This is a genomic window from Cupriavidus nantongensis, assembly GCF_001598055.1.
Classification (GTDB): domain Bacteria; phylum Pseudomonadota; class Gammaproteobacteria; order Burkholderiales; family Burkholderiaceae; genus Cupriavidus; species Cupriavidus nantongensis.
On sequence record NZ_CP014845.1, the window covers coordinates 1,547,388 to 1,572,653 of the forward strand.

26 protein-coding genes are annotated in these 25,266 nt (G+C 69.5%); 16 read left to right on the forward strand and 10 right to left on the reverse strand.

Annotated features, from left to right (window positions below):
* Positions 1-130: 130 nt before the first annotated feature.
* The gene (locus A2G96_RS27940) at positions 131-1,351 is read right to left on the reverse strand and encodes a pyridoxal-phosphate-dependent aminotransferase family protein (protein ID WP_062803405.1); all 1,221 of its coding nucleotides are present in this window, start codon (positions 1,349-1,351) and stop codon (positions 131-133) included.
* 170 nt (positions 1,352-1,521) lie between these two features.
* Here A2G96_RS27940 and A2G96_RS27945 point away from each other — a divergent pair, with 170 nt between their 5' ends.
* The 5 genes from A2G96_RS27945 to A2G96_RS27965 all read left to right on the forward strand — a co-directional run bounded on the left by A2G96_RS27945 (position 1,522) and on the right by A2G96_RS27965 (position 5,771).
* On the forward strand, positions 1,522-2,277 hold the full coding sequence (locus A2G96_RS27945) for a GntR family transcriptional regulator (RefSeq protein WP_062803406.1): 756 nt from the start codon (positions 1,522-1,524) through the stop codon (positions 2,275-2,277).
* A 105-nt stretch (positions 2,278-2,382) separates the two neighbouring features.
* A complete protein-coding gene (locus tag A2G96_RS27950; RefSeq protein WP_062803407.1) occupies positions 2,383-2,667 on the forward strand; it encodes a CppA family protein in 285 nt (94 codons plus the stop codon).
* Positions 2,668-2,794: 127 nt separating this feature from the next.
* The gene (locus tag A2G96_RS27955) at positions 2,795-3,898 is read left to right on the forward strand and encodes a malate/lactate/ureidoglycolate dehydrogenase (RefSeq protein ID WP_062803408.1); all 1,104 of its coding nucleotides are present in this window, start codon (positions 2,795-2,797) and stop codon (positions 3,896-3,898) included.
* 76 nt (positions 3,899-3,974) lie between these two features.
* A complete protein-coding gene (locus tag A2G96_RS27960) occupies positions 3,975-4,883 on the forward strand; it encodes a 2-hydroxy-3-oxopropionate reductase (RefSeq protein WP_062803409.1) in 909 nt (302 codons plus the stop codon).
* 18 nt (positions 4,884-4,901) lie between these two features.
* A complete protein-coding gene (locus A2G96_RS27965) occupies positions 4,902-5,771 on the forward strand; it encodes a DMT family transporter (RefSeq protein ID WP_062803410.1) in 870 nt (289 codons plus the stop codon).
* Here the strand turns inward: A2G96_RS27965 and A2G96_RS27970 are convergent.
* Both A2G96_RS27970 and A2G96_RS27975 read right to left on the reverse strand, forming a co-directional pair.
* On the reverse strand, positions 5,768-6,343 hold the full coding sequence (locus A2G96_RS27970; protein ID WP_082819126.1) for a flavin reductase family protein: 576 nt from the start codon (positions 6,341-6,343) through the stop codon (positions 5,768-5,770). The two genes, A2G96_RS27965 and A2G96_RS27970, sit on opposite strands and share 4 nt — an antisense overlap.
* A complete protein-coding gene (locus A2G96_RS27975) occupies positions 6,340-7,518 on the reverse strand; it encodes an acyl-CoA dehydrogenase family protein (RefSeq protein WP_062803411.1) in 1,179 nt (392 codons plus the stop codon). The genes A2G96_RS27970 and A2G96_RS27975 overlap by 4 nt, the downstream gene beginning before the upstream one ends.
* 147 nt (positions 7,519-7,665) lie before the next feature.
* On the opposite strand from A2G96_RS27975, the gene A2G96_RS27980 reads away from it, so the two are divergent.
* A complete protein-coding gene (locus A2G96_RS27980) occupies positions 7,666-8,652 on the forward strand; it encodes an AraC family transcriptional regulator (RefSeq protein ID WP_062803412.1) in 987 nt (328 codons plus the stop codon).
* 83 nt (positions 8,653-8,735) lie between these two features.
* Here A2G96_RS27980 and A2G96_RS27985 read toward each other — a convergent pair whose 3' ends face one another.
* On the reverse strand, positions 8,736-8,879 hold the full coding sequence (locus A2G96_RS27985; protein WP_012355598.1) for an entericidin A/B family lipoprotein: 144 nt from the start codon (positions 8,877-8,879) through the stop codon (positions 8,736-8,738).
* A gap of 313 nt (positions 8,880-9,192) precedes the next feature.
* Here A2G96_RS27985 and A2G96_RS27990 point away from each other — a divergent pair, with 313 nt between their 5' ends.
* From A2G96_RS27990 to A2G96_RS28005, 4 genes are all read left to right on the forward strand, one after another.
* Positions 9,193-9,465, forward strand: coding sequence for a DUF2188 domain-containing protein (locus tag A2G96_RS27990; RefSeq protein WP_062803413.1), 273 nt, complete (start codon positions 9,193-9,195; stop codon positions 9,463-9,465).
* A gap of 189 nt (positions 9,466-9,654) precedes the next feature.
* Positions 9,655-9,852 carry a hypothetical protein gene (locus A2G96_RS27995; protein WP_062803414.1) on the forward strand — a complete coding sequence of 66 codons (198 nt, stop codon included), beginning with the start codon at positions 9,655-9,657 and terminating at the stop codon, positions 9,850-9,852.
* Positions 9,853-10,045: 193 nt separating this feature from the next.
* Positions 10,046-10,357, forward strand: coding sequence for a hypothetical protein (locus tag A2G96_RS28000; protein WP_062803415.1), 312 nt, complete (start codon positions 10,046-10,048; stop codon positions 10,355-10,357).
* A gap of 168 nt (positions 10,358-10,525) precedes the next feature.
* Positions 10,526-12,796, forward strand: coding sequence for a VTT domain-containing protein (locus A2G96_RS28005; protein WP_062803416.1), 2,271 nt, complete (start codon positions 10,526-10,528; stop codon positions 12,794-12,796).
* A gap of 3 nt (positions 12,797-12,799) precedes the next feature.
* Here the strand turns inward: A2G96_RS28005 and A2G96_RS28010 are convergent, their stop codons facing one another.
* From A2G96_RS28010 to A2G96_RS28020, 3 genes are all read right to left on the reverse strand, one after another.
* On the reverse strand, positions 12,800-13,282 hold the full coding sequence (locus A2G96_RS28010; RefSeq protein WP_062803417.1) for a DUF1579 domain-containing protein: 483 nt from the start codon (positions 13,280-13,282) through the stop codon (positions 12,800-12,802).
* Positions 13,283-13,425: 143 nt separating this feature from the next.
* Positions 13,426-13,863: a DUF2880 domain-containing protein gene (locus A2G96_RS28015; protein WP_231909673.1), complete on the reverse strand. Its 438-nt coding sequence runs from the start codon at positions 13,861-13,863 to the stop codon at positions 13,426-13,428.
* 29 nt (positions 13,864-13,892) lie between these two features.
* Positions 13,893-14,630 (reverse strand): GntR family transcriptional regulator, encoded by a 738-nt coding sequence (locus A2G96_RS28020; RefSeq protein ID WP_062804172.1) that lies wholly within the window; start codon positions 14,628-14,630, stop codon positions 13,893-13,895.
* 152 nt (positions 14,631-14,782) lie between these two features.
* Here A2G96_RS28020 and A2G96_RS28025 point away from each other — a divergent pair, with 152 nt between their 5' ends.
* The 5 genes from A2G96_RS28025 to A2G96_RS28045 all read left to right on the forward strand — a co-directional run bounded on the left by A2G96_RS28025 (position 14,783) and on the right by A2G96_RS28045 (position 21,673).
* Complete coding sequence (locus A2G96_RS28025; RefSeq protein ID WP_062803418.1) at positions 14,783-16,969, forward strand: acetate--CoA ligase family protein; 2,187 nt, start codon at positions 14,783-14,785, stop codon at positions 16,967-16,969.
* On the forward strand, positions 16,966-18,279 hold the full coding sequence (locus tag A2G96_RS28030; protein WP_062803419.1) for a DUF1254 domain-containing protein: 1,314 nt from the start codon (positions 16,966-16,968) through the stop codon (positions 18,277-18,279). The genes A2G96_RS28025 and A2G96_RS28030 overlap by 4 nt, the downstream gene beginning before the upstream one ends.
* 12 nt (positions 18,280-18,291) lie before the next feature.
* A complete protein-coding gene (locus A2G96_RS28035; RefSeq protein ID WP_062803420.1) occupies positions 18,292-19,608 on the forward strand; it encodes a DUF1254 domain-containing protein in 1,317 nt (438 codons plus the stop codon).
* Positions 19,605-20,585, forward strand: a complete 981-nt coding sequence (locus A2G96_RS28040; protein WP_062803421.1) for a Bug family tripartite tricarboxylate transporter substrate binding protein — start codon at positions 19,605-19,607, stop codon at positions 20,583-20,585. The genes A2G96_RS28035 and A2G96_RS28040 overlap by 4 nt, the downstream gene beginning before the upstream one ends.
* Positions 20,586-20,650: 65 nt before the next feature.
* On the forward strand, positions 20,651-21,673 hold the full coding sequence (locus tag A2G96_RS28045; protein WP_062803422.1) for a Bug family tripartite tricarboxylate transporter substrate binding protein: 1,023 nt from the start codon (positions 20,651-20,653) through the stop codon (positions 21,671-21,673).
* Between the two features lie 17 nt (positions 21,674-21,690).
* On the opposite strand, the gene A2G96_RS28050 is transcribed toward A2G96_RS28045, so the two are convergent.
* The 3 genes from A2G96_RS28050 to A2G96_RS28060 all read right to left on the reverse strand — a co-directional run bounded on the left by A2G96_RS28050 (position 21,691) and on the right by A2G96_RS28060 (position 24,611).
* Entirely contained in the window at positions 21,691-22,881 is a 1,191-nt protein-coding gene (locus A2G96_RS28050; RefSeq protein WP_062803423.1) for a M24 family metallopeptidase, read from the reverse strand.
* An 11-nt stretch (positions 22,882-22,892) separates the two neighbouring features.
* On the reverse strand, positions 22,893-23,861 hold the full coding sequence (locus A2G96_RS28055; RefSeq protein WP_062803424.1) for a Bug family tripartite tricarboxylate transporter substrate binding protein: 969 nt from the start codon (positions 23,859-23,861) through the stop codon (positions 22,893-22,895).
* A gap of 144 nt (positions 23,862-24,005) precedes the next feature.
* Positions 24,006-24,611: a TetR/AcrR family transcriptional regulator gene (locus tag A2G96_RS28060; RefSeq protein ID WP_062803425.1), complete on the reverse strand. Its 606-nt coding sequence runs from the start codon at positions 24,609-24,611 to the stop codon at positions 24,006-24,008.
* A gap of 136 nt (positions 24,612-24,747) precedes the next feature.
* On the opposite strand from A2G96_RS28060, the gene A2G96_RS28065 reads away from it, so the two are divergent.
* A complete protein-coding gene (locus A2G96_RS28065) occupies positions 24,748-25,239 on the forward strand; it encodes a flavodoxin family protein (protein ID WP_062803426.1) in 492 nt (163 codons plus the stop codon).
* Positions 25,240-25,266: the final 27 nt, after the last annotated feature.

Below are 25,266 nucleotides of genomic sequence, written 5' to 3' on the forward strand. Positions count from 1 at the left end.
CTGCGCGCCCACGGCGATGCATGCGGCCGCCTGCGGTGGGCGCATGTCGTGGTGATGCTCTGGCAGGAAAATCAGGCAGGCGGCGGACCGTGCCGCGCCCGCCCTCGTTGCGCCGCTCGGTTGGCTGCGCTCAGGCGGCGGCCTTGAGCACCGGCTTGCCGGCGTGCGCGGCGAGCGAGGCCATCGCCGCGGCCACGCCGCTGCCGGCAAGCGGCACGCCTGCCAGCTGCAGCCCCATCTCGCAACCGGCGAGCGTGGCCATCAGGGTCAGGTCGTTGCAATCGCCGAGATGGCCGATGCGGAACATGCGGCCGCGCATCTTGCCCAGCGCCTGCCCCAGCGACATGTCGAAGCGCTCATAGATCAGCTTGCGCACCGCGTCCGCGTCGACGCCGTCGGGCATCATCACGCCGGTCAGCACCGGGCTGTACACCGCCGGGTCCGCGCACTGGATCTGCAGGCCCCAGGCGCGCACGGCCTGGCGTGTCGCCTCGGCCAGCCGCTGGTGGCGGGCGAACACCTGCTCCAGGCCCTCGCCCAGGATCATGTCGAGCGCTTCGGACAGTCCGTACAGCAGGTTGGTGTTGGGCGTGTACGGCCAGTAGCCGTTCTTATTGGACTCGATGATTTCGGCCCAGCCCCAGAACGCGCGCGGCAGCGTGGCGTGCTGGCTGGCGGCGATCGCCTTGGGCGACAACGCGTTGAAGCTGATCCCCGGCGGCAGCATCAGGCCTTTCTGCGAGCCCGACACGGTCACGTCGACGCCCCACTCGTCATGGCGATAGTCGGCCGAGCCCAGGCCCGAGATCGTGTCCACCAGCAACAGCGCCGGGTGCCCGGCGGCATCGATGGCCCGGCGCACCGCGGCGATATCCGAGGTCACGCCGGTCGAGGTCTCGTTGTGCACCACGCAGACGGCGCGAATCGTGTGGCCGCTGTCCTCGCGCAAGCGCGCCTCGATCATGTCTGCCTGCACCCCGCGGCGCCAGCCTTCGATACCGGGCAGACCCAGGAATTCCGGGCGCAGGCCCAGCGCCTCGGCCATCTTCTTCCACAGCGTGGCGAAATGCCCGGTCTCGAACATCAGCACGTGGTCGCCCGGGCTGAGCGTGTTGGTCAGCGCCGCTTCCCAGGCACCGGTGCCCGACGCCGGATAGATGATCACAGGGTGCCGGGTCTTGAAGATTTCCTTGATGCCGGCCAGCACCTTGCGGCCGAGCGCGCCGAACTCCGGGCCACGGTGGTCGATGGTCGGATAGCTCATCGCGCGCAGGATACGGTCCGGCACCGGGCTCGGGCCCGGGATCTGCAGGAAGTGGCGGCCAGAGGGATGGAAATCGAGCTGAACCATGAAATCGTGTCTCCTCGTTGTTTTATGAATTTTGAATGCAATCTACTATAGCAGGGCGATCCGGATGATCCAAGGCGAAAATTGACGGCATGTTGTCGTGGTTAACCCGTGTTTTGAACGAAAAAGGCAAGATACAGTAGAATCCGCGCGAAGCGGACAGAGGATATTGAATGCAAAACTCATATAACGATGACCGGGCCACAGGCGTTGCCGGACCCATTCCGCCGCCGTCGCTGCCGCGCCTGGAACGCCCGCGCCTGCATGACACCGTAGTCGGGCACCTGCGCCAGTGCATCGTCGAAGGCGTGTTCGCGCCGGGCACCAAGCTCAATGAGCGCGAGCTATGCGACACCCTGGGCATCTCGCGCACGCCGCTGCGCGAAGCGCTCAAGGTGCTGGCGGCCGAAGGCCTGATCGACCTGGCGCCCAACCGCGGCGCCAGCATCTCGCGCATGAGCGAGGCCGAAGTCAGGGAGAGCTTCGAGCTGATGAGCGGGCTCGAGGCGTTTTCCGGCGAACTGGCCTGCGAGCGCATCACCGCGGCCGAACTCGCGCAGATCAAGGCGCTGCACTACGGGATGCTGGCCTGCCGCGCGCAGAACGACCTGCCGGGCTACTACAGCCGCAACCAGGAGATTCACGACCGCATCAACGAGGCCGCGCGCAACGGGGCGCTGCGGCAGACCTATCAATCGATCAACCGCCGCCTGCAGGCGCTGCGCTTCCGCTCCAACCAGCAAAGCGGCAAGTGGGACGACGCGGTCGAGGACCATGAAGAGATGATCCGGGCGCTGGAGGCCCGCGACGGCAAGCGGCTGGCGGCGGTGCTGAAGCGCCACTTGCTGGAAAAGCGCGACGCGGTACTGCCGCTGGTGTCGGGTGACGGTACTGAGGCCAAGAATCTTCTTAAAACGACCGACGCGTAGACGCAGCGGCAGCCTTTTTCCCAGCCAGGCCCGGATTTTTCTTGCCTCCTCGCGGATACTGTATATATTTACAGTACCTGTATGGATAAACAGTGGAGTCCCGGCATGGAACACCTGATCCGCGTGCAAAACGACTATGACCGCCAGGTGCTGGCCTGGCTGCGCCGCCGCATCGGCGATGCCGCGCTGCAAAGCGCGGTGCAGCGCCTGGCAGGTTCAAGCAAGCCCTACCTGTCCACGATCTGCCGCAGCCTGGGCATCCGCCCGCCCAGCCGGCGCCAGTTCGCCGCCGAGACATCGCGCATCCACCGCGCGGTAGGCGACAGCTACCTGGCTCGCATCAGGGAAATCCTGGCGAAAGGCCCGGCGCAAGCGTCCCCCCACCAGTAGGCATTTGCCGATCACCGGCCAGGCGCGGACCCTCGCGCACGCGTCGGACGTATCATGAAAGCCCCGTTGCCGTCACACGGCAGCGGGGCTTTTTGTTTCGCAACATATTCCTCCCTCCAAGGCCGACATGAGCGAACTCCGCATTCCCACCCGCGCGCTGCACCAGTGGGTTACCGATCTCTGGCTTGCCGCCGGCAGCAGCCCCAAGGAAGCGCAACAGACGGCCGACCACCTGGTCGGCGCCAACCTGAGCGGACATGACTCCCACGGCGTCGGCATGATCCCGCGCTACGTGCTGGCGTGGCAGGCGGACGAACTGCAGCTGAACCGGCAGGTCAGCGTGCTGCAGGACGGCGGCAGCCTGCTCAGCCTGGACGGCAACCGCGGCATGGGACAGGCAGTGACGGCGCAGGCCATGGAGATGGCCATCGCCCGCGCGGGCGAGCACGGCGTCTGCGTGCTGGGGCTGCGCCAGTCGCACCACCTCGGGCGCGTCGGCCACTGGGCCGAGCAGGCCACGGCCGCCGGCATGATCTCGATCCACTTCGTCAACGTGCTGTCCAAGCCGATCGTCGCACCCCACGGCGGCTACGACGCGCGCTACGGCACCAACCCGTTCACCATCGGCGTGCCGATGGCGGGCGAGCCGCCGCTGGTGCTGGACTTCGCCACCAGCGCCATCGCGCTGGGCAAGGTACGCGTGGCCCATAACAAGGGCGTGCCGGTCGGGGCCGGCTGCCTGCTCGATGCGCAGGGCCAGCCCACTACCGATGCCGCCGTGATGTACCCGTCCGCCGGCATGCCGCAGGGCGCCCTGCGGCCCTTCGGCGAGCACAAGGGCCACGTGCTGGCGGTGATGTGCGAACTGCTCGGCGCCGCAGTGACCGGCGGCCATACCATCCGCCCGGAAACGCTGCGGCACGAGCACGCGGTCTGGAACAACATGCTGGCGATCGTGTTCGATCCCGCGCGGCTCGGCACCAGCACCTCGTTCGGCCATGAAGTCGCGGCCTTTGCCGACTGGATGAAAAGCGCACGGCTGCAGCCCGGGCAGGCCGGCATCCAGCTGCCCGGCGAACCGGAGCGCGCATGCCGCGCCGCCCGCGCGGAGCAGATCCCCATCGATGCCGGCACGCTGGCGCAGCTGGACGACGCCGCCGCGCGCGTGGCGGCGGCGCGGGCCAGCGCGCATCCCGCGCCAGGTCCGCTGTCTGCGCTGGCGCGCGGCTGACTATCATCAGATATGCGCCCGGCGCGGTGCGCCATGCACGCCCGGGTCGATGCCTGATTCACTACCGGACACTGACATGAGCAAGATCGGCTTTATCGGGCTTGGCGTGATGGGCAAGCCCATGGTGCGGCACCTGGTCGATGGCGGGCATGCCGTATTCGCCCATAGCCGCAGCGGCGTGCCGCAAGACCTGCAGGATGCCGGCGTCAGGCCCTGTGCCAGCGCCGAGGACGTGGCCAGGCAGTCGGAGACCATCATCCTGATGCTGCCCGACACGCCCGATGTGGAAAAGGTGCTGTTCGGCGAGCGCGGCGTGGCCGACGGCCTGGCCGATACCGCGGGCGGCGTCACGGTGATCGACATGAGCTCGATCTCGCCGATCGCCACGCGCGAGTTCGCGCGTTGCATCGAAGCCCTTGGCGCGGACTATATCGACGCGCCGGTATCGGGCGGTGAAGTCGGCGCGAAGGCCGGCACCTTGTCGATCATGGCGGGCGGCAAGCAGGAGGTGTTCGACCGCGTGCTGCCCATCCTGCAGCTGATGGGCAAGAACATCACGCGCGTGGGCGCGGCCGGCGACGGACAGGTGGCCAAGGTGGCCAACCAGGTGATCGTGGCGCTGACCATCGAGGCGGTCAGCGAGGCGCTGGTGCTGGCAGCCCGCGCCGGCGCCGATCCGGCGCGCGTGCGCGAGGCGCTGATGGGCGGCTTTGCCAGTTCGCGCATCCTGGAAGTGCATGGCGAACGGATGATCCGCCACACCTTCGACCCCGGCTTTCGCATCGCGCTGCACCAGAAGGACCTGGAGCTGGCGCTGTCGACCGCGCGCGAGCTTGGCGTGAGCCTGCCCAATACGGCGTCGTGCCAGCAGCTGTTCAACGTCTGCAACGGGCTGGGCGGCGCGGCCTGGGACCATTCCGGGCTGGTCAAGGCGATCGAGCACCTATCCTCGTTCGCCATCGGCGACGCTCCGCCAGCCGGCTAAGCGCAAGGTCCGGCCCGCATGCCGCATGCCAACACCGCGCTGCTGACCGCGCTGGCGATGCTGGCGTTCGCCGGCAATTCGCTGCTGTGCCGGCTCGCGCTGAAAGGCACCACCATCGACGCCGGCACGTTCACGCTGGCGCGCGTCGCGGCAGCGGCGGCGGTGCTGTGGCTGATCGTGATGGCGCGTCGGCAGGCCGCACGCCCCGGCGCGGGCGCGATGGCGCTGGGCGGCAACTGGGTATCGGCGCTGGCGCTGTTCTGCTATGCGGCCGCGTTTTCGTTCGCGTATGAGCGCCTGAGCGCGGGCACCGGCGCGCTGCTGCTGTTCGCCGCGGTGCAGGCCACCATGACCGGCTACGGGCTCTACAACGGCGAGCCGATGCGCGCGCAGCAGTGGGTGGGCCTGGCGCTGGCGCTGACCGGACTGGTGTGGCTGATGCTGCCGAGCGTGGCGACGCCGCCGCTGGCCTCATCGCTGCTGATGATTGCGGCGGGAATCGCCTGGGGTGTTTATTCGCTGCGCGGCAAGCGCGCCGCGGATCCGGTCGAGACCACCGCGGGCAACTTCGTGCGCGCCGTACCCATGGCGCTGGCGCTGGGTGCCGCGATCCAGGCGCAGCGCTCGCTGGATGCCCCGGGGCTTGCCTATGCGGTGGTGTCCGGCGCCATCACCTCCGGGCTTGGCTATGTGATCTGGTACGCCGCGGTGCCGCGCCTGCGCGCGGCTACCGCGGCGACCGTGCAGCTGAGCGTGCCCGTCATTGCCGCGGCCGGTGGCATCGCGTTGCTGGGCGAAGCGCTGACTTTGCGGCTGGCGCTGAGCGCGGCGGCGGTGCTGGGCGGCATCGCACTGGTCATCCTGGGCAAGCGGGCCGAGCGCGCCTAGCCGGCGCCGGGTTCGCGCGCGTCGGCAAAGCCGCCGCCATGGAACACCAGCGGCGTGCCCGGCGCGGCGCCATAGGCCACCACTTCCACGACGAACAACACATGGTCCCCCACCGTGCGCACGGAGCGATGCCGGCAGATAAAGTACGCCAGCGTGCCGTCGATCAGCACCGTGCCGCACGGGCCGGGGCGATGGGCGATGCCGGCGAAGCGATCGCCGGCACGCGACGCAAAGCGCCGGCACACCTCCAGCTGCGCGCTGCCCAGCACGTTGATCGCATGGCAGGGCGCGGCGCGCAACGCCGGCAGGCTGCCCGAGCTTTGCGCCAGGCACCACAGCAGCAACGGCGGCGCGAGCGACACGGAAGCGAACGCATTGATGGTTACGCCGACCGGGCGGCCATCGGCGCCGGCGGCCGTGACCACGGTGACCCCGGTGGCAAACTGCCCCAGCGCATCGCGCAAGGCGCGGCGCGCCGCGCCATCGTGGCCGATGGCGCAGGCGTCCTGGCCCTGGCCGCTGTCATTGCAGGCCTCGGTGTCGTAGGAGAGCTGGGCCAGCGCGGACATCATTGCGCTGCCGTGCGCACCTCGCCGGTCGGCGCATCGATATCCAGCCCCAGCGCCATGCGTCCGGCGTACTCCTGCTGGGCGCCGGCCTGCAGCGGATGGAAGCGCGCGCCCTGCGCATCGCGGAAGCGCCGCTCCAGTCCGGCATCGCGATAGAAGCCCGCGCCGCCGGCCAGGTCCATCGCCGCTTCCACGGTCGCCAGCACCGCGCGTGCCGCCAGCGTGCGCGCGCTCATGATGCGGTTGGTGGTGATCGCGCCGGGTGCCTGGCCGGCGGCGGCAGCGAACATTGCATCGAGCGCCAGCTGCGCGGCATCGGCTTCATTGCACAGGCGTCCCGCAGCCTCGACCGCATGCGCGTTCAGGCGCCGCTGGCGCGCCAGCTGCAGCGCGATATCGCGCGCGGCCTCGGCGATGCCGACATAGACGGCGTAGATCAGCGGCAACGCGATCATCGCCACCGTATGCATCATCGGATGCCATACGCCTTGCGGGCGGCGCGCGGCAATGGCGGTGTCGGGCACCAGCACGCCTTCGAGCATGACATCGTGCGAGCCGGTGCCGCGCATGCCCAGTGTGTGCCAGTTCGACAGCACGCGCACGCCCGGCGTCTTCATCGGCAGAGCGAAATGCAGCACGGTGGGGCCGGCCTCGGGGTCGTCATAGACCGCGCAGGTCATGAACAGGTCCGCCACCGGCGCGCCGCTGGCGAAGATCTTGCGCGCGTCGACGCGATAGCCGCCGTCGACGCGCGTGGCCTTGCCGCTGCCCTGCAGCCAGTCAGAGCCGCCACTGCCGAGCAACACCAGTTGCTCGGCGCCGACGCGCTTGAGCAGGCCTTCCACCGGCGCTTGCTGATTGCGCCAGCGCCATGCGGCCGTGGCCACCGGGTGCGTATGCATGGCAAAGGCCAGCGCGGTCGAGCCGCAATACTTGCCCAGTTCACGCAGCACCGCGCCAAGCTGCGGGTGCGACAGCCCGACGCCGCCCAGCTCCTGCGGCACCGCCGCGGCAAAGAAGCGGTGCGCGCGCAGGTCGTCATAGTTGGCGCTGACGAACTGCTCGCTCGCGTCGATCTCGGGCGCGCGGCCATCGAAGGTGCGGCCCAGCGTGGCGGCAAGGCCGATCCAGTCGGCCTGTGCGCCGGCGCTGGCATCCGCTGCGGAAAGGGTTTCCATGGTGTTGTCTCCGTCCGGTTATGGTGCGTGCCCCGCGCCGTTGTACGGTCACGGGCACGGTGCTAGTATCGGAGCCCGGTCCCCTCGCCCGTATGATCGGGCGTCCGGCTTTCTTGCGCGAAACCCCGGATCTGGAGGAATGTGGCCATGGATGCCTTGTCCGACCTCTTGCGCGCCGTGCAGCTGAGCGGTGCCGTGTTCCTGAACGGCGAATTCAAATCCCCGTGGTGCCTGATCAGTGAAGCCGATGCTGAATTGCGCGCCGCGTTCCTGCCGCGCGCCGATCGCGTGGTCTCGTATCACCTGATCACCGAAGGCATCTGCTGGGCGCGCCTGGTCGACGACACCGGCCCCGGGGTGCGGGTGGAAGCCGGCGAGCTGCTGGTGGTGCCGCAGGGCGAGCCGCATGTGCTCGGCAGCGACCTCCACCTGCAGCCCTTGCCGTCGGCGCCGCTGGTGTATGACCTGCTGCGCAACAGCCCGGGCGAAGTCATGCGGGTCTCGTACGGCGGCGGCGGCGAACACACGCGCATGGTCTGCGGCTTTCTCGGCTTCGACGACACCATCGGCAATCCGCTGCTGACATCGTTGCCGCGGCTGTTCAAGGTGGGGCTGGGCAGCGGGCTGGAATCCGCGTGGCTGGCGTCGGCGCTGGCCTTCGCCACCTCGGAGGCGGCCGAACCGCGCGCCGGCAGCGCCACCGTGCTGGCCAAGCTGTCGGAACTGCTGTTCGTACAGGCGGTGCGGCGCTGCATCGACACCCTGCCGGCCAATGAAAGCGGCTGGCTCGCCGCGCTGCGCGACCGCTACGTGGCGCGTGCGCTGTCGCGCATGCATGCGCGGCCGGCCTATCCGTGGACCGTCGACGAGCTGGCCGGCAACGTGGGACTGTCGCGCTCGGCGCTGGCGCAACGCTTCACCGACCTGCTGGGGCAGCCGCCGATGCAGTACCTCGCGCACTGGCGGCTGCGCACCGCCGCGGCCGAGCTGCGCAGCGGCAACCGCTCGATCAGCGAGGTCGCCGGCGCGGTCGGCTATGACTCGGAGGCCGCCTTCAGCCGGGCCTTCAAGCGAGAATTCGGATTGCCGCCGGCCAGCTGGCGGCGCAACTGCACCGAAGCGGCGCATGCATGAACCACGGATGATCACACGCAAATAAAAACGGCCCGCGCCTGGGGCACGGGCCGTCGGCCGGCCACCCTGTGGCCGTCCGTGTCTTACATTTTCTGCTTGGTGCTTTCCGCCGCGCCCTGCACCTTCTCGCCGCCGCGCTCGATATCCTTGCCGGCACCGGCCATGGTGTTGCAGCCCGTGACCAGCAGCATGCCAGCGAGGGCAAACAGTGCGTATAGCTTTCTCATGATGATCTCCTTGCTTCGTGTGGATGCGGCATGCGCCGCCAGGATGGAAGAGCTCGGAATGGCTTGACCGGGCAGCCTGTTGCCCAACCGGCAATTGGATCGTAGCAAGCCGTGGCAGTACGAAAAGTCGGCATTCGTCCTACCGCGATGTCAGCAGAACGCGCGACATGCCACGGCGGCATGCCGCACTACCGCGGTGCCGCGCCCGGCGCGCCGGCTGGTCCCGAAAATGCTTGTAGGACTGCGACCGATAGCCCGCGCTCGCGGGATCCTATAAAACCCAATGTCACTGCCAGCCATCACGGAGAACACCATGACGTCACGCAGCATCCACGTGCTTCCCGCCGCCAGCGGCGACTCCGAATACGCCAGCGACGGCGAATGGGCGCTCACCATCGAGGGCCTGGAAAGCGGCCCCGACGACACGGCACTGCACTTCCCGACGCAGGAAGCCGCGATTGCCGCCGGCTGGATGCGTGCCCGCGCAGACGGCGTATCGCTGTGCATCCATGGCCGCGACGGCCTGGTGCGTGAACGCAAGATCTACTGCCGCGATGCCCGCGGCAACGCCCGCCTCGGCCGCTAGCGCCGTCCCGGCCGGCCGCCCCGCCATCACTGCCTTGCGTGCCCGCTGACCCAGCGGGCTGCAACAGTACATTGCGCGAGATGCATTGAGTCGCATCAAAGCGTCGCGCATCTTCTGCTGAAAACCCCGGGTCCACCGCCAATACTGGAGTCAGGCCACAGGCCGACGACCAGACAACCGAGACCCGTCATGCGTTTTCTTCTCCGATATCGTCCGCTGGACATCTATCCCGACCCGATCGACGCCAGGGTGGCGGAACTGCACGACCTTGCCGAAGACATCCAGGATCGCCACGCCCGCAAGTGGCGCCGGCATGGCTCCATGCTGACCCGGCATGACGGCGCGCCGTCCGGCTTTGCCACCGGCGACCCGAAAACGCGGCACTGACGTCCCATGAAGGGGGCGTTGCGAAGACGTTGACTTCCCTTGCAGGAATGTGAACAAGTGTCATATCGGGTTGGCAAGACCATGACCCCTGCTGAAGAATGGTTATCCGCAGGCAAGGAACCCGATCGGCGGGTTCGCTGCCGCACCATTTTTCTGACGCAGCGACATGAATCGAACCACCCGGGAATGCGTGATGGCGTTGATTTCGAGCCTGCGTGCCAATGGGCCCATGCCCCGGCACCGGCTCGCCACCACCAGCCGCCTGAGCGCCGCCGAACTGACCCGCGCGCTCAAATCCGCCCGCCAGATGGGCGTCGTGGCCTACGAAGGCGAGCCCGAACTGCCGCCGGAAGCCGAAACTCCGCTGGTGCTGACCGGCCGTCCTTTGCCGCCGCCACGGCGCGTCGCACCCGCGCCGCGCGACAACACCCCGCACTTCGAGCCGCTGCTGGATGTCTGGGGCATCGCCCGGCCCGCCACGCTGCGGCGCGAGCAGGCTTCCTGACACGTTCGACGCCCTCCGGCACGCTGGCGCGCGTGCCGTTCTTACAAAGGCAGGTAAGGCGCACACGCAAAAGCCGCGCCCGGCGCGGCACCAACGGGCGCTTGCGCAGGGTACGGAACTTGCGCGACGCTTCAGGCTATGGCTTTCGCTTTCCCCTGAGCGTGCGCAATGAGGCAATACAATCCGCCCGGCACCACGGCGTCCCCCGCGCCCCCGGCGTCGCCACCACCGCATGATCCCGCCTCGCCGCCCGGCTTCCAGCTCGAACCCGGGCGCAACTGCTGGCGCGTCGAACCGTGCCGGCGCTTTGCCATGCTGGTCGATGCCGACGCCTATTTCCGCGCGCTGCGCGAGGCGCTGCCACTGGCCGAACACACCATCTTCATCCTGGGCTGGGACATCGACAGCCGCATGGAACTGGTCCCCGCCGGCGTGCAGGACGGCCTGCCGCCCGGGCTGCGCGACTTCCTGTGCGCGCTGGCCGACCGTCGCCCCAACCTGCGCATCTACATCCTGAGCTGGGATTACGCCATGGTGATGGCGATGGAGCGCGAGTGGCTGCCCTCGGCCAGCGCGCACTGGCAGGCGCACCGGCACCTGTCGTTTCTGCTCGACGGCAATCATCCGCCAGGCGCATCGCATCATCAGAAGGTGGTGGTGATCGACAACAAGGTTGCCTTCGTCGGCGGGCTGGACCTGACGCTGCGCCGCTGGGACGACAACCAGCACGCGCCCGGCGCACCGCTGCGCATGGCCGAGGGCCGGCCGTACGCGCCCTTCCATGACGTGCAGTGCGCGGTCGACGGCAGCGCGGCCGCCGCGCTCGGCAAGCTGTGCGCGGAACGCTGGCTGCGCGCCAGCGGCAGCCACCCGCGGCCAGTGGCGGCGACTTCGTCGGATCCATGGCCGCCGAGCCTGGCGCCAGAGCTGACCGACGTGCGCGTGGGCATTGCCCGCACCATGCCCATGTGCGAGGACGAGCCCGGCGTGAGCGAGGTGCGCATGCTGCTGCGCGATGCCATCGCCTCGGCCCGGCACAGCATCTACATGGAGAACCAGTACTTCAGCTCCGGCGAGATCGCCAAGGCGCTGGCCGCGCGGCTGGGGCACGAGGACGGCCCGGATATCGTGCTGGTGTCGCGCCGCAACGAGAGCGGCTGGCTCGAGGCGCACAGCATGGGCGTGCTGCGCGCGCGCCTGTACCGGCAGCTGCGCGCGGCCGACCGGTTCGATCGCTTCCGCCTGTACTGCCCGACCATTCCCGGCCTGCTGCCCGACTGCGTCAATGTCCACAGCAAGGTCACGGTGATCGACGACGACTTCCTCACCATCGGTTCCGCCAACCTCAGCAACCGTTCGCTGGGACTCGACACCGAGTGCAATATCGTGGTGGTCTCCGGCGGCGAGCCGCGCATCCAGGCCGCCATCGCCGCGATGCGCGCGCGGCTGCTGGGCGAACACCTGGAGGTGGCGCCCGAAGCGTTCCAGGCCGAGGTGGCACGCACCCGCAGCGTGCTCGGCGCGATCCGCAACCTGCAGCGCAGCGACGGCCGCTCGCTCGAAGATTATGTGCCGCCGCTGCCCGACGACGTCGATGCCGCGTCGCCGGCTGCCAACCTGCTGGACCCGATCGAGCCGATCGACAGCGACCAGGTGCTGGCCGAGTTCGTCAGCCACGAAGCGCGCCCGCGCGTGCTCGGGCGCGTCGGCGCGATGGTGGCGCTGGCGCTGCTGATGGCGGGGATGGCCTTTGCGTGGCGCTATACGCCGCTGCGCGAGTGGGCGGATTTCCGCGCGCTGCTGGGCGCGATCGAGCGCGTCGACCAGATGCCGCTGGCGCCGCTGGCGATGATGGGGGTCTACCTGGCCGGCGCGGTGACGATGCTGCCCGTGACGCTGCTGATCCTGGTCACGGTGGTGGTGTTCGGCCCGCTCTATGGTGCCGTGCTGGCGCTGGGGGGCACGGTGCTGAGCACCGGCGCGGGCTACCTGGCCGGCCGGCTGCTGGGGCGCCAGGCGGTGCGCCGCTTTGGCGGCAGGCGGCTGAACCGCGTCAGCCACCAGCTGGGCAAGCACGGCGTGGTCGCCATGGTGGTGCTGCGGCTGGTGCCGATCGCACCGTTCTCGCTGGTCAACCTGGTGGTGGGCGCCTCGCGCATCAGCCTGCGCGATTGCCTGATCGGCACCGCGCTGGGTATGTTGCCCGGCATCGTGGTCAGTGCCTTGCTGGTCGACCGGGTCGCCGCGGCGGCGCGCGACCCGGGTCTGGTCACCTTTGCGCTGCTGGCACTGGTGCTGCTGGTGCCTGCATCGCTGCTGCTGGTGCTGCGCAGGCGCCGACGCAATGCGGCGCGGCAGCGCGGGGGCCGCCACGACGATCCCCCCGGCCCCGGCTCACGCCTGTCGCGGCTGGCACGGATGGCCGGGGAGCGCTCCTGACGCTCAGGGCTGGCGGCGGTAGGTAGCCTTCACGATCTGCGTCCACTCGCCGTTTTCGCCCTGCATGTACGAAGTCAGTTCGCGGTGGTTGTCGTCGCGGAACGTGATCACGTCGCGGTACTGCACCATGCGGCCGTTGCCCGAGCAGTCCGGCCCTTCGGCGCGCAGCGTCAGCTGCTGGCCGCCGGCGTCGAGGTCGCCCTCGTAGACCCACAGGTGGGTCATCATCGAGCCGATGAAGGTGCCGACAAAGTGCTTGCGCGCGGGATCGTAGCCCAGCGTCATGACCGTCGTAGCCGGGCCGCAGCCGGGCATATCGCCCTGGGCCACGCACTGCACCCAGACGTCGCCGATGGCGCTGACCCGTTCCGGAATCTGCCAGGTCTGCACCGGCTGGTCCGGTCCCATCACGGCCTCGCCCTCCGCCATCCAGTTGCCAATCAGACGTTGCAGCCAGCGGTGTTCCTTTTGTGCTTCGATTTGCATATTCGGTCTCCAGTGAGTGGGTAACGGCCGGGATGCGGCGCCTGCCGCGAGCATTTGTGGATGCTGTACACATAGACTAGCAAACGAACTGGACAGTGTCCACATTAAATTGCAACAGCGGGCGCAGGCGAGACAGTCTGGGGTTAATGCGGCAGCCGCATCTTCGGCACGGCGTAGCGGTTGCCCTGCTCGCGCCGTACGTCGCACTGGACCTTGGCTTCGCGCACGGCACCGTCTTTGGCCAGGTATTCGACATCGGCCACCACGCTGTAGTTGTCCTTGTCGATCTGGCGCGCGGTGGCGGCCACCCACTTGAAGCTGCCGGGATTAGGCAGCGCCGCCTTGACCGCGTGCTTGCAGGCGGCCTCGGGCGCGCCCTCGCGGGCAGCCGGCCGGGATGCATCCTGCCGGGCCGCAGCCAGCGCGACCGGCACGCCCGCGGACAACGCTACCGCGAGCGCGGCAGACAGCAAACGTGGGGAAAGCGGCGACAACATCCTGGACTCCTGCGGCTGGGCGGCGCCGGACTGCACCACCCTGGCGCCGGCGCCGATGCAGTTCAGGCCGCTGTGCGGGTGCAAAAGTTCCCTTGCCGCCACAAGCAGCGGCCCTAACGCCGCACGCAGGCCTTGTAGGTGAACTTGTCGCCGCGGAACATGAATTCCGAGAACGCCAGCGGCCGCTCGTCGATGTCGTGGGGCGTGAAGCGGATGCGCAGCAGCGGCTCGCCCGGCTCGACCTTGAGCCGGCGCGCGTTTTCCGCGGTGGCGGGGATCGCCGCGCTTTCTGTGTGCAGGTACTTGAGGCGATAGCCCAGCCGCGCCTCCACGATCATCAGCGCGTCGTTGTTTTCGAGGTCGTGCTCGAGGATGGCGCGCATCAGCGCTTCGGGCGCCATGGTCACGCCGACCGCCACCGGCGTGCCGGCCACGGACTTGAGCGTGGTCACGCTTAGCAGCTTGCTGCCGGGCGGCATGCGCAGCGCGTCGGCGGCGATGGCGGGCGCGGTGATCAGCCGCGTCGACAGCAGCTTGCCGTGCGCTTCGTGGCCACGGGCGCGCATGTAGTCATAGAAGCCGGTCAGCGGCCCCAGGTCTGCCTGCCCGGCCGGGCGGCTGACAAAGCTGCCCTTGCCATGGACGGTTTCGATCAGCCCCTCCGCCAGCAGCGATGCCAGCGACTGGCGCACGGTGATGCGGCTGACGCCGAACTCCGCCATCAGCTCGGCTTCCGACGGCAGCTTGATGCCCGGGGTCCATTCGTTATTGACGATGCGCTGGCGCAGCGCGCCTTCGATCTGCTTGAAGCGGGGCAATGAGCTGGTTGTCACGAGATTCGAGGGATTCATGGGGGCATGGCCCATGCGGGCATCCACTTATCATAACAACGTTGACTCATCATAACATGTTATGACAACATCGGCCGGCATCAACCATGACAAGACCAGCGGCGCCGGCCCGCAAGGGCGCTACGTGACGGCGCACGCATACGGAGACACCGATGCCAGACCTGAGCGCATTGCTGCAACCGCGCACCATCGCCGTGATCGGCGCTTCCACCCAGCCCGACAAGGTCGGCGGCATGCCGGTGCGGCTGCTGAGCGAACTCGGCTACGCCGGCCGCATCGTCCCGGTCCACGCCACCGCCAGCGAAGTGCAGGGGCTGGCCGCGGTGCCGACGCTGGATGCACTGGACGTGCCGGCCGACCTCGCCATCGTGGCGCTGCCGGTCAGTGCCAGCCTCGACGCGATGCGCCAGCTGGCGCGCAACGGCACGCGCGCCGCGGTGTTCTTCACCTCCGGCTTTGCCGAGACCGGCGGCAATGGCATCGCGCTGCAGGCCGAACTGGCGGCGCTGGCGCAGGCCCATGGCATCACACTGCTGGGACCGAACTGCCTGGGCGCGATGAACCTGCGCGAGCGCGTGTTCGCCACCTTCTCGCCGATCCCGCTCGGCGGGCTGCCGCCCGTCGGCGAGGTCGGGCTGGTCAGCCAGAGCGGCGCGTTCGGGGCCTATGCCTTTGCGCTGGCGCGCGAGGCCCAGCTGGGCCTGAGCCACTGGGTCACCACCGGCAACGAAGCCGGCCTGCATGTGGCGGACGTGATCGAATGGCTGGCCCGCGACGACGCCACGCGCGTGATCCTGGCCTACCTGGAAGGCTGCCGCGACGGCACCCGCCTGCGCCGTGCGCTGGCGGCCGCGCGCGCCGCGGGCAAGCCGGTGGTGGTGACCAAGGTAGGCACCACCGAAGCCGGCGCGCGCTCCGCGCAATCGCATACCGCCAGCCTGGCCGGCGAAGATGCGGTCTACCAGGCGGTGTTCGACGAGTACGGCGTGTTCCGCGCCGATACGCTGGAAGAATTCTTCCGCCTTGGATACGTGCTGTCGCGCGGGCGCCGGCCGGCGCGGTGGCAGCCTTCGGCAAAGGAGCCGGCCAATGCCGTTACCCCGGTCGCGCTGGTCACTGTCTCCGGCGGCGTAGGCATCATGATGGCCGACCAGGCCGAGGCACTCGACCTGCCGCTGCCGCCGATGCCCGAAGGCCCGGCGGCGGCGCTGCGCAGCGCGATTCCGTTCGCCAGCACCGCCAACCCCATCGACGTCACTGGCCAGGTGGTGGCGCAGCCCGAGGTATTGCTGGACGCCATTGCCGCCGCGGCACAAAGCCCGGACTACGGCAGCGTGGTGGCCTTCCGGGCGGGCGGCGTGGGCTCGCCGCGAATCTGGCCCGGCCTGCAGGACACCGTCGACACCCTGTACCGCAGCGGCACCGCGGCGCCATTGCTGTTCAGCGGCCTGGCCGATGACGACAAGCGCCGCTGGCTGGAAGCACGCGGCGCGCTGGCGTTCCGCGAACCGGCGCACGCGGTGCACGCAGTGGCCGTGCTGGCCCGTGCCGCAGCGCAAGCGGCAGCGGCAGCGGCGCCCATCCCCGCAGCGGCCGCCGCAGGAAGCTTGCCCGTTCCCGATGTCCCGCCCGGCACCACCGCCTTGTCCGAGTTCGAAGCCATGCAGTGGCTGGCCGCGTGCGGCATCCCCACCGCGCCGCACGGCCTGGCGCGCGATGCCGACGAGGCCGTGCGCATCGCCGACACCATCGGCTATCCGGTCGCGATCAAGCTGTGCTCGCCCGACATCCTGCACAAGAGCGATGTCGGCGGCGTGGTGCTGAACGTGGCTGACGCGCAGGCGGCACGCGCCGCCTTTGCCCAGGTGCAGGCCGCCGCGGCCAGCCACGGCACGCCGGCGCGCTTCGACGGCGCGCTGGTCGCCGGCATGGTGCGCGGCTGGGGCGAACTGATGGTGGGTGTGCGGCGCGACCCGGTGTTCGGGCTGGTGGCGCTGGCCGGCATCGGCGGCACCGCGGTAGAGATCTTCCGCCAGACCGCATTCGGCCTGGCGCCGCTGAGCCATGCCCGCGCCCGCACCATGCTGCGCGCGAGCCGTGCCGAGGCCCTGCTGTCGGGCCACCGCGGTCATCCCGCGATCGATGCCGGGGCCGTGGCCGAGGTGCTGGTGCGCGTCTCGCAGGCCGCGGCCGCGCTCGGGCCGCGGCTGGACACACTCGAACTCAACCCGCTGATCGTCACCGCCCGCGGCGTGGTCGCCGCCGATGCCGTGGTGACCCTGCATGCGGAAGCGCCCGACCGCCACACGAACAGACCCACCGAGGAGACCACCCGATGAACCAACCCGCTGCGCCTTTCCTTGCCGGCGCCCCCATCGACACCCCGCAGGAAGCGCTGACCGCCGCGGCGGCACTGCCGCTGGTGCTGGCCACGTATCCGTTGTTCGAAAGCCTGCGCACCTGTCGGCTGCAGACTTCGGTGGCGCAGGCCACCGGCTACGGGCGCGCACCGGTCAACACGCTGTCGGCGAGCACGCAGCCGTGGACGCACCGCGATCGCGACATCGTCACGCCGGCCAATGACCTGCTCTACTTCTGCGCCTGGGTCAACCTGGCCGACGGCCCAGTCACGCTGCACGTGCCCGCGCTGCCGGACGCACGCCGCTACTACGTGGTGGAACTGCTCGATGCCTGGACCAACAACTTCGAGAACCTGGGTCCGCGCAACGTGCCCGCCGAAGGCGCCGACATCGTGCTGGCCGGCCCGGGCCAGCATGCCGACGGCGCGCATGTGGTGCATTGCCCCACTTCGCTGGTCTGGCTGCTGGGCCGCGTGCTGGTGACCGGCACCGACGACCTGCCCGCCGCCAGCGCCTTCGAGCAGGGCTTCCGCCTGTCCGGCGGCAGCGCGCGGCAGCCCGCCTGCGTGCGCGACTGGCAGGACGGCGGCGAGCCCGCGCTCGACTTCTTCGCCAACGTCTTCAACGCGCTGCGCGAGTATCCGGCCGAGCCTTCGATGGCGGGCCTGCTGTCGCTGCTGCGCAAGTGCGGCATCCGTGCGGGCGCGCCGGTCGACGTGGGCGCGCTGCGGCCCGCGGTGCAGCAGGGCCTGGTGCGCGCCTGGCGCGAAGGCATGGCGCTGATCGAAGCCAATACCCGCAGCCATGCGCGCAAGAGCTGGACCTACAGCCTGCTGCTGGGCCGCTATGGCGACGACTGGATGCAGCGCGCCGTGACCGCGATGAAGGGCCTGGGCGCGCTGCGCGCCGACGAAGCCGTCTACGCCGCCGCCGACTACGATGCCGACGGCGAACTGCTGCACGGCCGCCACAGCTACGCGCTGCACTTCCCGGCCGGACACCTGCCGCCGGCGCAGGCGTTCTGGTCGGTCTCGCTCTACGGCGCCGACAGCTTTTTCACCGACAACGCGATCGGCCGCTATGCGCTGGGCGACCGCAGCCCGGGGCTGCAATACGACGCCGATGGCGGGCTCACGCTGACCATCTCGCACCGGCGCCCAGCGCAGGCAGAGGACAACTGGCTGCCGGCGCCGGACGCGCCGTTCTACCTGATCCTGCGCCTGTACCACCCCACCGACGGCTTTATCGCCGGCGACTACGTGATCCCGCCGCTGCGGCGCATCGCCTGAAGGAGCCCGCCCATGGCAACCCATGACAGTTCCCTCGACGCGCTGGCCCGCGACGCGGTGCGCTACACGCTGCCGCTGTACGAAATGGCGCGCATGCGCGCCGCCACCTGCCCGCGCCGCGACAGCGCCGGCACCTTTGCCGGCGATGGTCCCGACTCCACGCTGCGCTGGATCAACACCGTCACGCACGTGCGCGCGCTGCTCGGCCCGCAGCACCGGCAGGTGGTCACACCGAACAACGACACGCTCTACACCAACGCCTGGCTCGACCTGTCGCGCGGCCCGCTGCTGCTGGACGTGCCGGACTGCCACGGCCGCTATTACGTGCTCGGGCTGCTCGACGCCTATACCAACCCGTTCGGCTACATCGGCACCCGCACCACCGGCACGCAGGGCGGCACCTGGCTGCTGCACGGGCCGGCCTGGCGCGGCGAAGTGCCCGCCGGCGCCACGCCGCTGCCCTGCCCCACCGATGCGGTCTGGATCATCGGCCGCATCCTGGCCGACGGCGACGCCGACCTGGCGGGCGCGCACGCCCTGCAGGACGGCATCCGCCTGCGCCGGCCCGACGGCACCGCCGCGGCGAGCGTGATCGACGCCGGCATGCACGCCGGCGAGCGCCCCGGCGACCCGGACCGCTACGCCACCATCGTCCGGCGCATGCTGGCCGAGAACCCGCCGCCCGCGGACGAAGCGGAGCTGGTGCGCAACTTTGCCGACGCCGGCATCGGCAGCGCGACGCCGCTGACGCCGGTGCAACGCACCGCGCTGGCAGCCGCGCTGGCGCACGTCGATGCCGAACTGGCCGCGCCCCGGGCTTCCGCGCTGGGCGGCGGCTGGTCCCTGCCGGTGGAAATCCGCAACTCGTTCGGCACGCAATACGCGCTGCGTGCCGAGGTGGCGCGCAACTACATCGGCGCGCTGGGCATCGAGGAAGCCATGTACCTGATGGCCGATTGCGATGCCGACGGCCTGCCGCTGGACGGCACGCACCAGTACGAGCTGGTGTTCCCCGCGCAAGGCTTGCCGCAGGTGGGCGCGTTCTGGTCGCTGACCATGTATCGCAAGTCAGACTGCATGCTGGCGGAGAATCCGCTGCAGCGCTATTCGCTGGGCGACCGCTCGCCGGGCCTGCGCGCGGCGCCGGACGGCAGCCTGCGCATCGTGCTGGGCGCACGCGGCCCGGCGGACCCGGCTGACTCCGGCAACTGGCTGCCCGCGCCGCCCGAACCGTTCTACGTGGCGTTGCGGCTGTACGTCCCCGGCAGCGCGCACCTGGAACGGACCTTCCGCTACCCCGCCATCCGCCGCATCAAGGAGGCGTCATGAACCGAACCGTTGTCTTCGCCCGGGCCGTGCTGGCGGCCGGCGCGGCGCTGCTGTGCCTGGCCGGCCAGGCGCAGGCGCAAAGCTATCCGTCGCGGCCGGTCAAGCTGGTGTCGCCCTACGGCGCCGGCGGCTCCAACGACATCTCGGCGCGCATCCTGGCCGAGGCGCTGGGCGGCAAGCTCGGCCAGCAGGTGGTGGTCGAGAACAAGCCCGGCGCCGGCACGCGCCTGGCCACGGAGCAGGTGGCGCATGCCGCGCCGGACGGCTATACGCTGCTGTGGGCGGCCGCGCCCTTCGCCATCAACACCGCCGCCGGCATCGCGCAGCGCTACGACGTGCGCAAGGACTTCGTCGCGGTGGGGCCGCGCGTGCTGGGGCCGATCTTCCTGATCGTCAATGCCAGCTCGCCGGCGCGCAGCGTGGCCGACTTCGTGCGCATGGCCAGGGAGAAGCCCGACGGCGTGACGGTGGCCTCGCCGGGCGCCGGCTCGGGCCCGCACCTGACCGCCGAGCTGTTCGGGCAGGTGGGCAAGTTCAAGCTGCTGAGCGTGCACTACCGCGGCGACGCCACCGCCTACACCGAACTGCTGGCGGGCCGCGCCGACGCCACGCTGACCGCCATCACCGCGGCGCTGCCCTTTATCAAGGCCGGCAAGCTGCGCGTGCTGGCGGTGGCGTCGGAGCAGCGCACGCCGGTCTATCCCGATGCGCCGACCTTCGCCGAACAGGGCTATCCGGGCATGGTCGGCTACGGCTGGTTCGGGCTGGTCGCGCCGGCCGGCACGCCGCCCGCCGTCACCGAGCGCCTGAACCGCGAGGCCTCGGCCGTGCTGGCCGATGCGGAAACCCGCAACAAGCTGCTTGGCCTGGGCCTGGAGCCGCATCCCGAGCGCGGCAGCGCATTTTCGGCCTTTATCGACCAGGAGATCGGCAAGTGGGGCAAGCTGATCCAGGCGCGCGGCATCAAGCTGGACTAGCGCAGGGGCGCAAGGCGCCAGAGTCAGGCCACCGTGACATCGCATAAACAGGAGACCAAACCATCATGATGACTGTTGCCCGTTTTTCGCCGCGGCAGCGCGGCACGCTGCTGCAGGCCGCGCTGCGCTGGCTCGGCGTCGCGGCGCTTGCCGTCGCGCCGATTGCGGCGGCCGCGCAAGGCGCCTATCCAGCCAAACCGATCCACCTGATCGTCGCCTATCCGCCGGGCGGCCTCACCGACACGCTGGCGCGCGCTGTCGGCGACGGCCTGTCGCGCCAGCTCGGCAAGACCGTGGTGGTCGAGAACAAGGGCGGTGCCGGCGGCATCATCGGCACCGACTATGTCGCCAAGGCCGCGCCGGACGGCTATACCCTGCTGATGACCATACCGGGCCCGATCACCGCAAACCTGGCGCTGTACAAGAAGCTGCCCTACGATCCCCGCACCGACCTTCGCCCGGTCTCCGACATTGCCACCGCGCGCACGGTGCTGGCGGTCAACAGCAGCGTGCCGGCCAGGACCGTCGCCGAGCTGCTGGCCTATGCCAAGGCCTCGCCCGGCAAGCTGCGCATGGGCTCATGGGGCGCGGGCACGCAGCCGCATACCATCCAGACCTATTTCGCCAGGCAATACCAGGTCGACATGCTGCACGTGCCCTACCGCGGCGAAGGGCCGATGGTGACCGACCTGCTGGCCGGCCAGGTCAACGTGACGGTGGGCTCGGTGACCGCGCTCAAGCAGCATTTCGCCACCGGCAAGCTGCGTCCGCTGGCAGTCACCGGCACGCGGCGCGCGCAGGCGCTGCCGGACGTGCCCACCTTCACCGAGGCCGGCTACGCCGACGAGCCGTTCCGGCTGACCGGCCCCATCACGCTGATGGCGCCCGCCAGGACACCGCAGGACATCATCGACCGCCTTGGCCGCGAGACCGCGAGCCTGATCGCCAGCGCCGACATGCAGCGGCGCATCGTCGACATGGGCGCGGAGCCGCTCGGCACCACGCCGGCGCAGGCCGAGGCGGCCTACAAGGCCTACCTGCCGGTGGTGCTGAAGCTGACGGCGGATACGGGGGTGACGCTGGACTGAGGGGGCGGCGGACCCGGCTAAGCCACGGTGGCGTACTCCAGCGTCTTCGGCGTCCTGACGATGACTTCGGGCTGCTCGCCGACCACCACGGTGTCGTCGAGACGGAAGCCGCCGAGGCCGTAGACATAGAGGCCGGGTTCCGCCGAATACACCTCGCCCGCCAGCAGCGGGCGGGTGTTGAAGGCCATGTCTTCCGGGTATTCGTGCAGCATCAGCCCGACCGCGTGGCCGGTGCGGTGGAATACGTAGTCACCGCAGCCGGCCTGCTCGATCACGGCCTGCGCGGCCGCGTCCATGTCGCACACCCGCCTGCCGACCACCGCCGCGGCGACCGCGGCGTCGGTGGCCCTGGCGGCGACCTGGTAGAGCCGCGCCTGCTCGTCGCCGGGCCGGCCGCAAAACCAGGTGCGCTCGTTCTCGACATAGAGCCCGTTCAGGCGCGGCAACACCAGGTTGACGATGGTATCGCCGGCGCTGATGCGCGCACCGCACGCGGCGCCGTCGCCATGCGGCGATGCGGAAGCGGGCCCGCTCAGCGTCCAGCACTTGAGGATGTCGAAATCCTCGCCGGGGAAGCGCCGCGCCGCCTCTTCGGACATCAGCGCCGCCATGGCATGGTCGAGTTCCTGGACCAGCCGGCCAGGGCGGATATTCTCGCGATAGCGATCCTGCACCCAGTCCGTCAGCGCCCCCAGCTCACGCATGACCTGGAGCTCTTCCGCATGCTTGACCCAGCGCAGGCTACGCATCTCTGCCATGGCAGGGCGCAGCGTCAGTTCGGGCAGGTAGCGCTGCGCCGCCGCCAGGATCGGATGCTGGACATCGACTGCAATGCGGGACATGCCCAGCCCTTTCGCCCCCAGCAAGGCGGCCACCACCTCCGGCAGCTGCGACGGCAGCGGCAGCCGGTTGGACACGCGCGGATGCTCGGCGTAATAGCTCACGTCCGTGAGCCAGACCGTGCCGCGCTCCGTGGCGAAGCGCATGTGGTTGGTCGACAGTTCGTTCATGACCGCGAAGGTGTCGCCGTTGCGCGGTACCACCACGAATACCGGCCGCTCCCACGGCCACACGTCGAGCTGGAAGTTGGTGGCGTACTGGAAGAAGTCGGGGGTGCCGAAGACCAGCGCGTCGACGCGCAGGCGGTCCATCAGCCGGTGCATGGCCGCGCGGCGATAGTCGTGTACGGCTTTGGTGAGATGTGCCATGGCCGCGGTCCTCAGAGCGTAATGCCCAGCTTGCGGATGATGGGGCCCCAGGTGTCGGCGTCGCGCTTCATGTAGCGCCCGACCTCGGACGGCGGGCCCTTGATCGGGTCCAGGAACTGGAAGCCGAGCTTCTCCCTGAACTGTGGATCGTCCAGGATCTGGTTGATGTCGGCATTGACCTTGCTGATCACGGAAGCGGGCGTGCCCGAGCGCGCCACGATGGCGTACCAGCCCGGTACCTGCACGTCGTAGCCGAGTTCCCTGAAGGTCGGCACCGACGGCAACGCCTGCAGCCGCTTGTCGCCGGTGACCGCCAGCGGAACCAGCTTCTTGCCGGCAATGAAGGGCTGCACGCCGGCGACGACGTTCATCATCACCGGCGTCTGCCCGTTCATCAGGCTGGTCGAGCCGCCGGTGCCATTGAACGGCACATGCTGCAGCTTGATCCCGGTGCGCTGTGCAACCAGTTCCATCGCCAGGTGGGTGGAGTTGCCGATGCCGCCCGACGCAAAGCTGATTTCGCCCGGCCGGGCCTTGGCCATCTGCACGAAGTCCTTGAACGAGTCGACCTTGAGCGATGGCGCCGCGACAAAGACGAACGGCGAGTTGGCGAGCATCGCCACGCCGGTCAGGTCGCGGCCGGGATCGTACGGCAGCTTCGGATACAGGAACGGGTTGAAGCTCAGGTTCGACACGCCGGCAAAGAACAGGGTGTAGCCGTCAGCGGGCTGGCCGATCACATAGGTGATCGCCAGCGTGCCGTTGGCACCGGGCTTGTTCTCGACCACCACCGGCTGCTGCCACGCGCGGCTGAGCTTCTCCGCCAGTGCGCGCGCCAGCACGTCGTTGCCGGTACCGCCGGCTTGCGGCACGACCAGCCGCACCGGTTTCGAAGGGAAGGCCTGCGCGTGCCCGATACCAGGCAGCGTCATCGCTACCGCGGTTGCGGCCAGCCCGGCCAGAAGTTGTCGCCGATCCATATTGCATCCTGTTGTTTTGCCACGATACGCCGCGCTTTCCGCAGCGTGCGGAACGCAATGTACCATGTGGTACACGAACCGGCAAAATCGGGGTTTACGCCGATGCCCACGGCAATTTCGGCGAAGTACCGGCGGCGGAGCCGCTTACTTTCCGGCTTGGGGAGGCGCCGCCATCATGGCGGCGAAGTACTTCAGTGCGGCCGTCGTGCCCTTGCGGTCGCCTGTGGTGACCAGGTCCAGCAACAGCCCGCGCACCGTGGCCAACTCGACTCGTGCGCGCAGCCTGGCCTCGGCCGCGCCAAGGCCCTGATCGCGCTGCAGGCGAGCAGCCAGCGTGGCGGTCCAGCTGCCGATGACATCTTCGAGAAAACCGCTAAAGCGCTCTCGATCGCGGATCGCGCGGCCATAGATCTCGAACATCAGCTGCATGATCGGCAGGTAGCCCGGCGCGGAATAGCGCTCCCACGCCGCGACCATCGCGGCCTGCGGATCCATGCCCGCCACTTCCATGCGCTGGCGCGCCGCTTGCTCGGCATGGCGGATACGATGCAACAGCGCCTGCCAGAAGCCATCGCCCGAGCCGAAGTAGTAGATCAGCATGCGGTGGCTGGTGCCCAGCGCCTCGGCGACGCTGCGCAGTGAAAGATCGCCCAGGCCGTGGGCAAGGACATGTTCGGTGGCGGCATCCAGCAGCTGGATGGCCTGCTCGCTGGCAGAGCGGTCGATGGCGGGAGGGCTGGATTTCGGCATGGAGTCATGGCAGGGGCGCCAGCCCGGGATTCTACGATACCCGCCATGGCCCTGAGTGACCGGGGCACGACCCGGCAAAGCTGCCGTGCTACAGTCGACAGCGTGCGTCAGACCGACGCACCAGTCCCCCGCCCGCATGAAAACGCTGCTCATCGTCTACCACACCATGACCGGCGGCACGCGCCAGATGGCCGCGGCCGCCGCCGATGCAGCACGCCGGCAGCCCGGCGTCACGGTCGTGCTCAAGACCGCCGCCGAGGCCGGCCCCGACGATGTGCTGGCCGCCGACGGCTACCTGTTCGCCACCCCGGAGAACCTGGCCGCGATCGCGGGCATGATGAAGGACTTCTTCGACCGCTGCTATTACCCCGCGCTGGACCGCATCAACGGCCGGCCCTACGCCGCCATGATCTGCGCCGGCAGCGATGGCCAGAACGCGCTGCGCCAGCTCGAGCGCATCGCCACCGGCTGGCGCCTGAACCGCGTCGCGCCCGGGCTGATCGTCTGCACCCATGCGCAGACGCCGGAGCGCATCCTCGCCCCCAAGCAGATCGAAACCGCCGATCTGGCGCGATGCGCGGAGCTTGGCGAGGGACTCGCCGCGGGGCTGGGCCTGGGGGTGTTCTGAGACGCTTCCGGCCATCGGACAACGGGA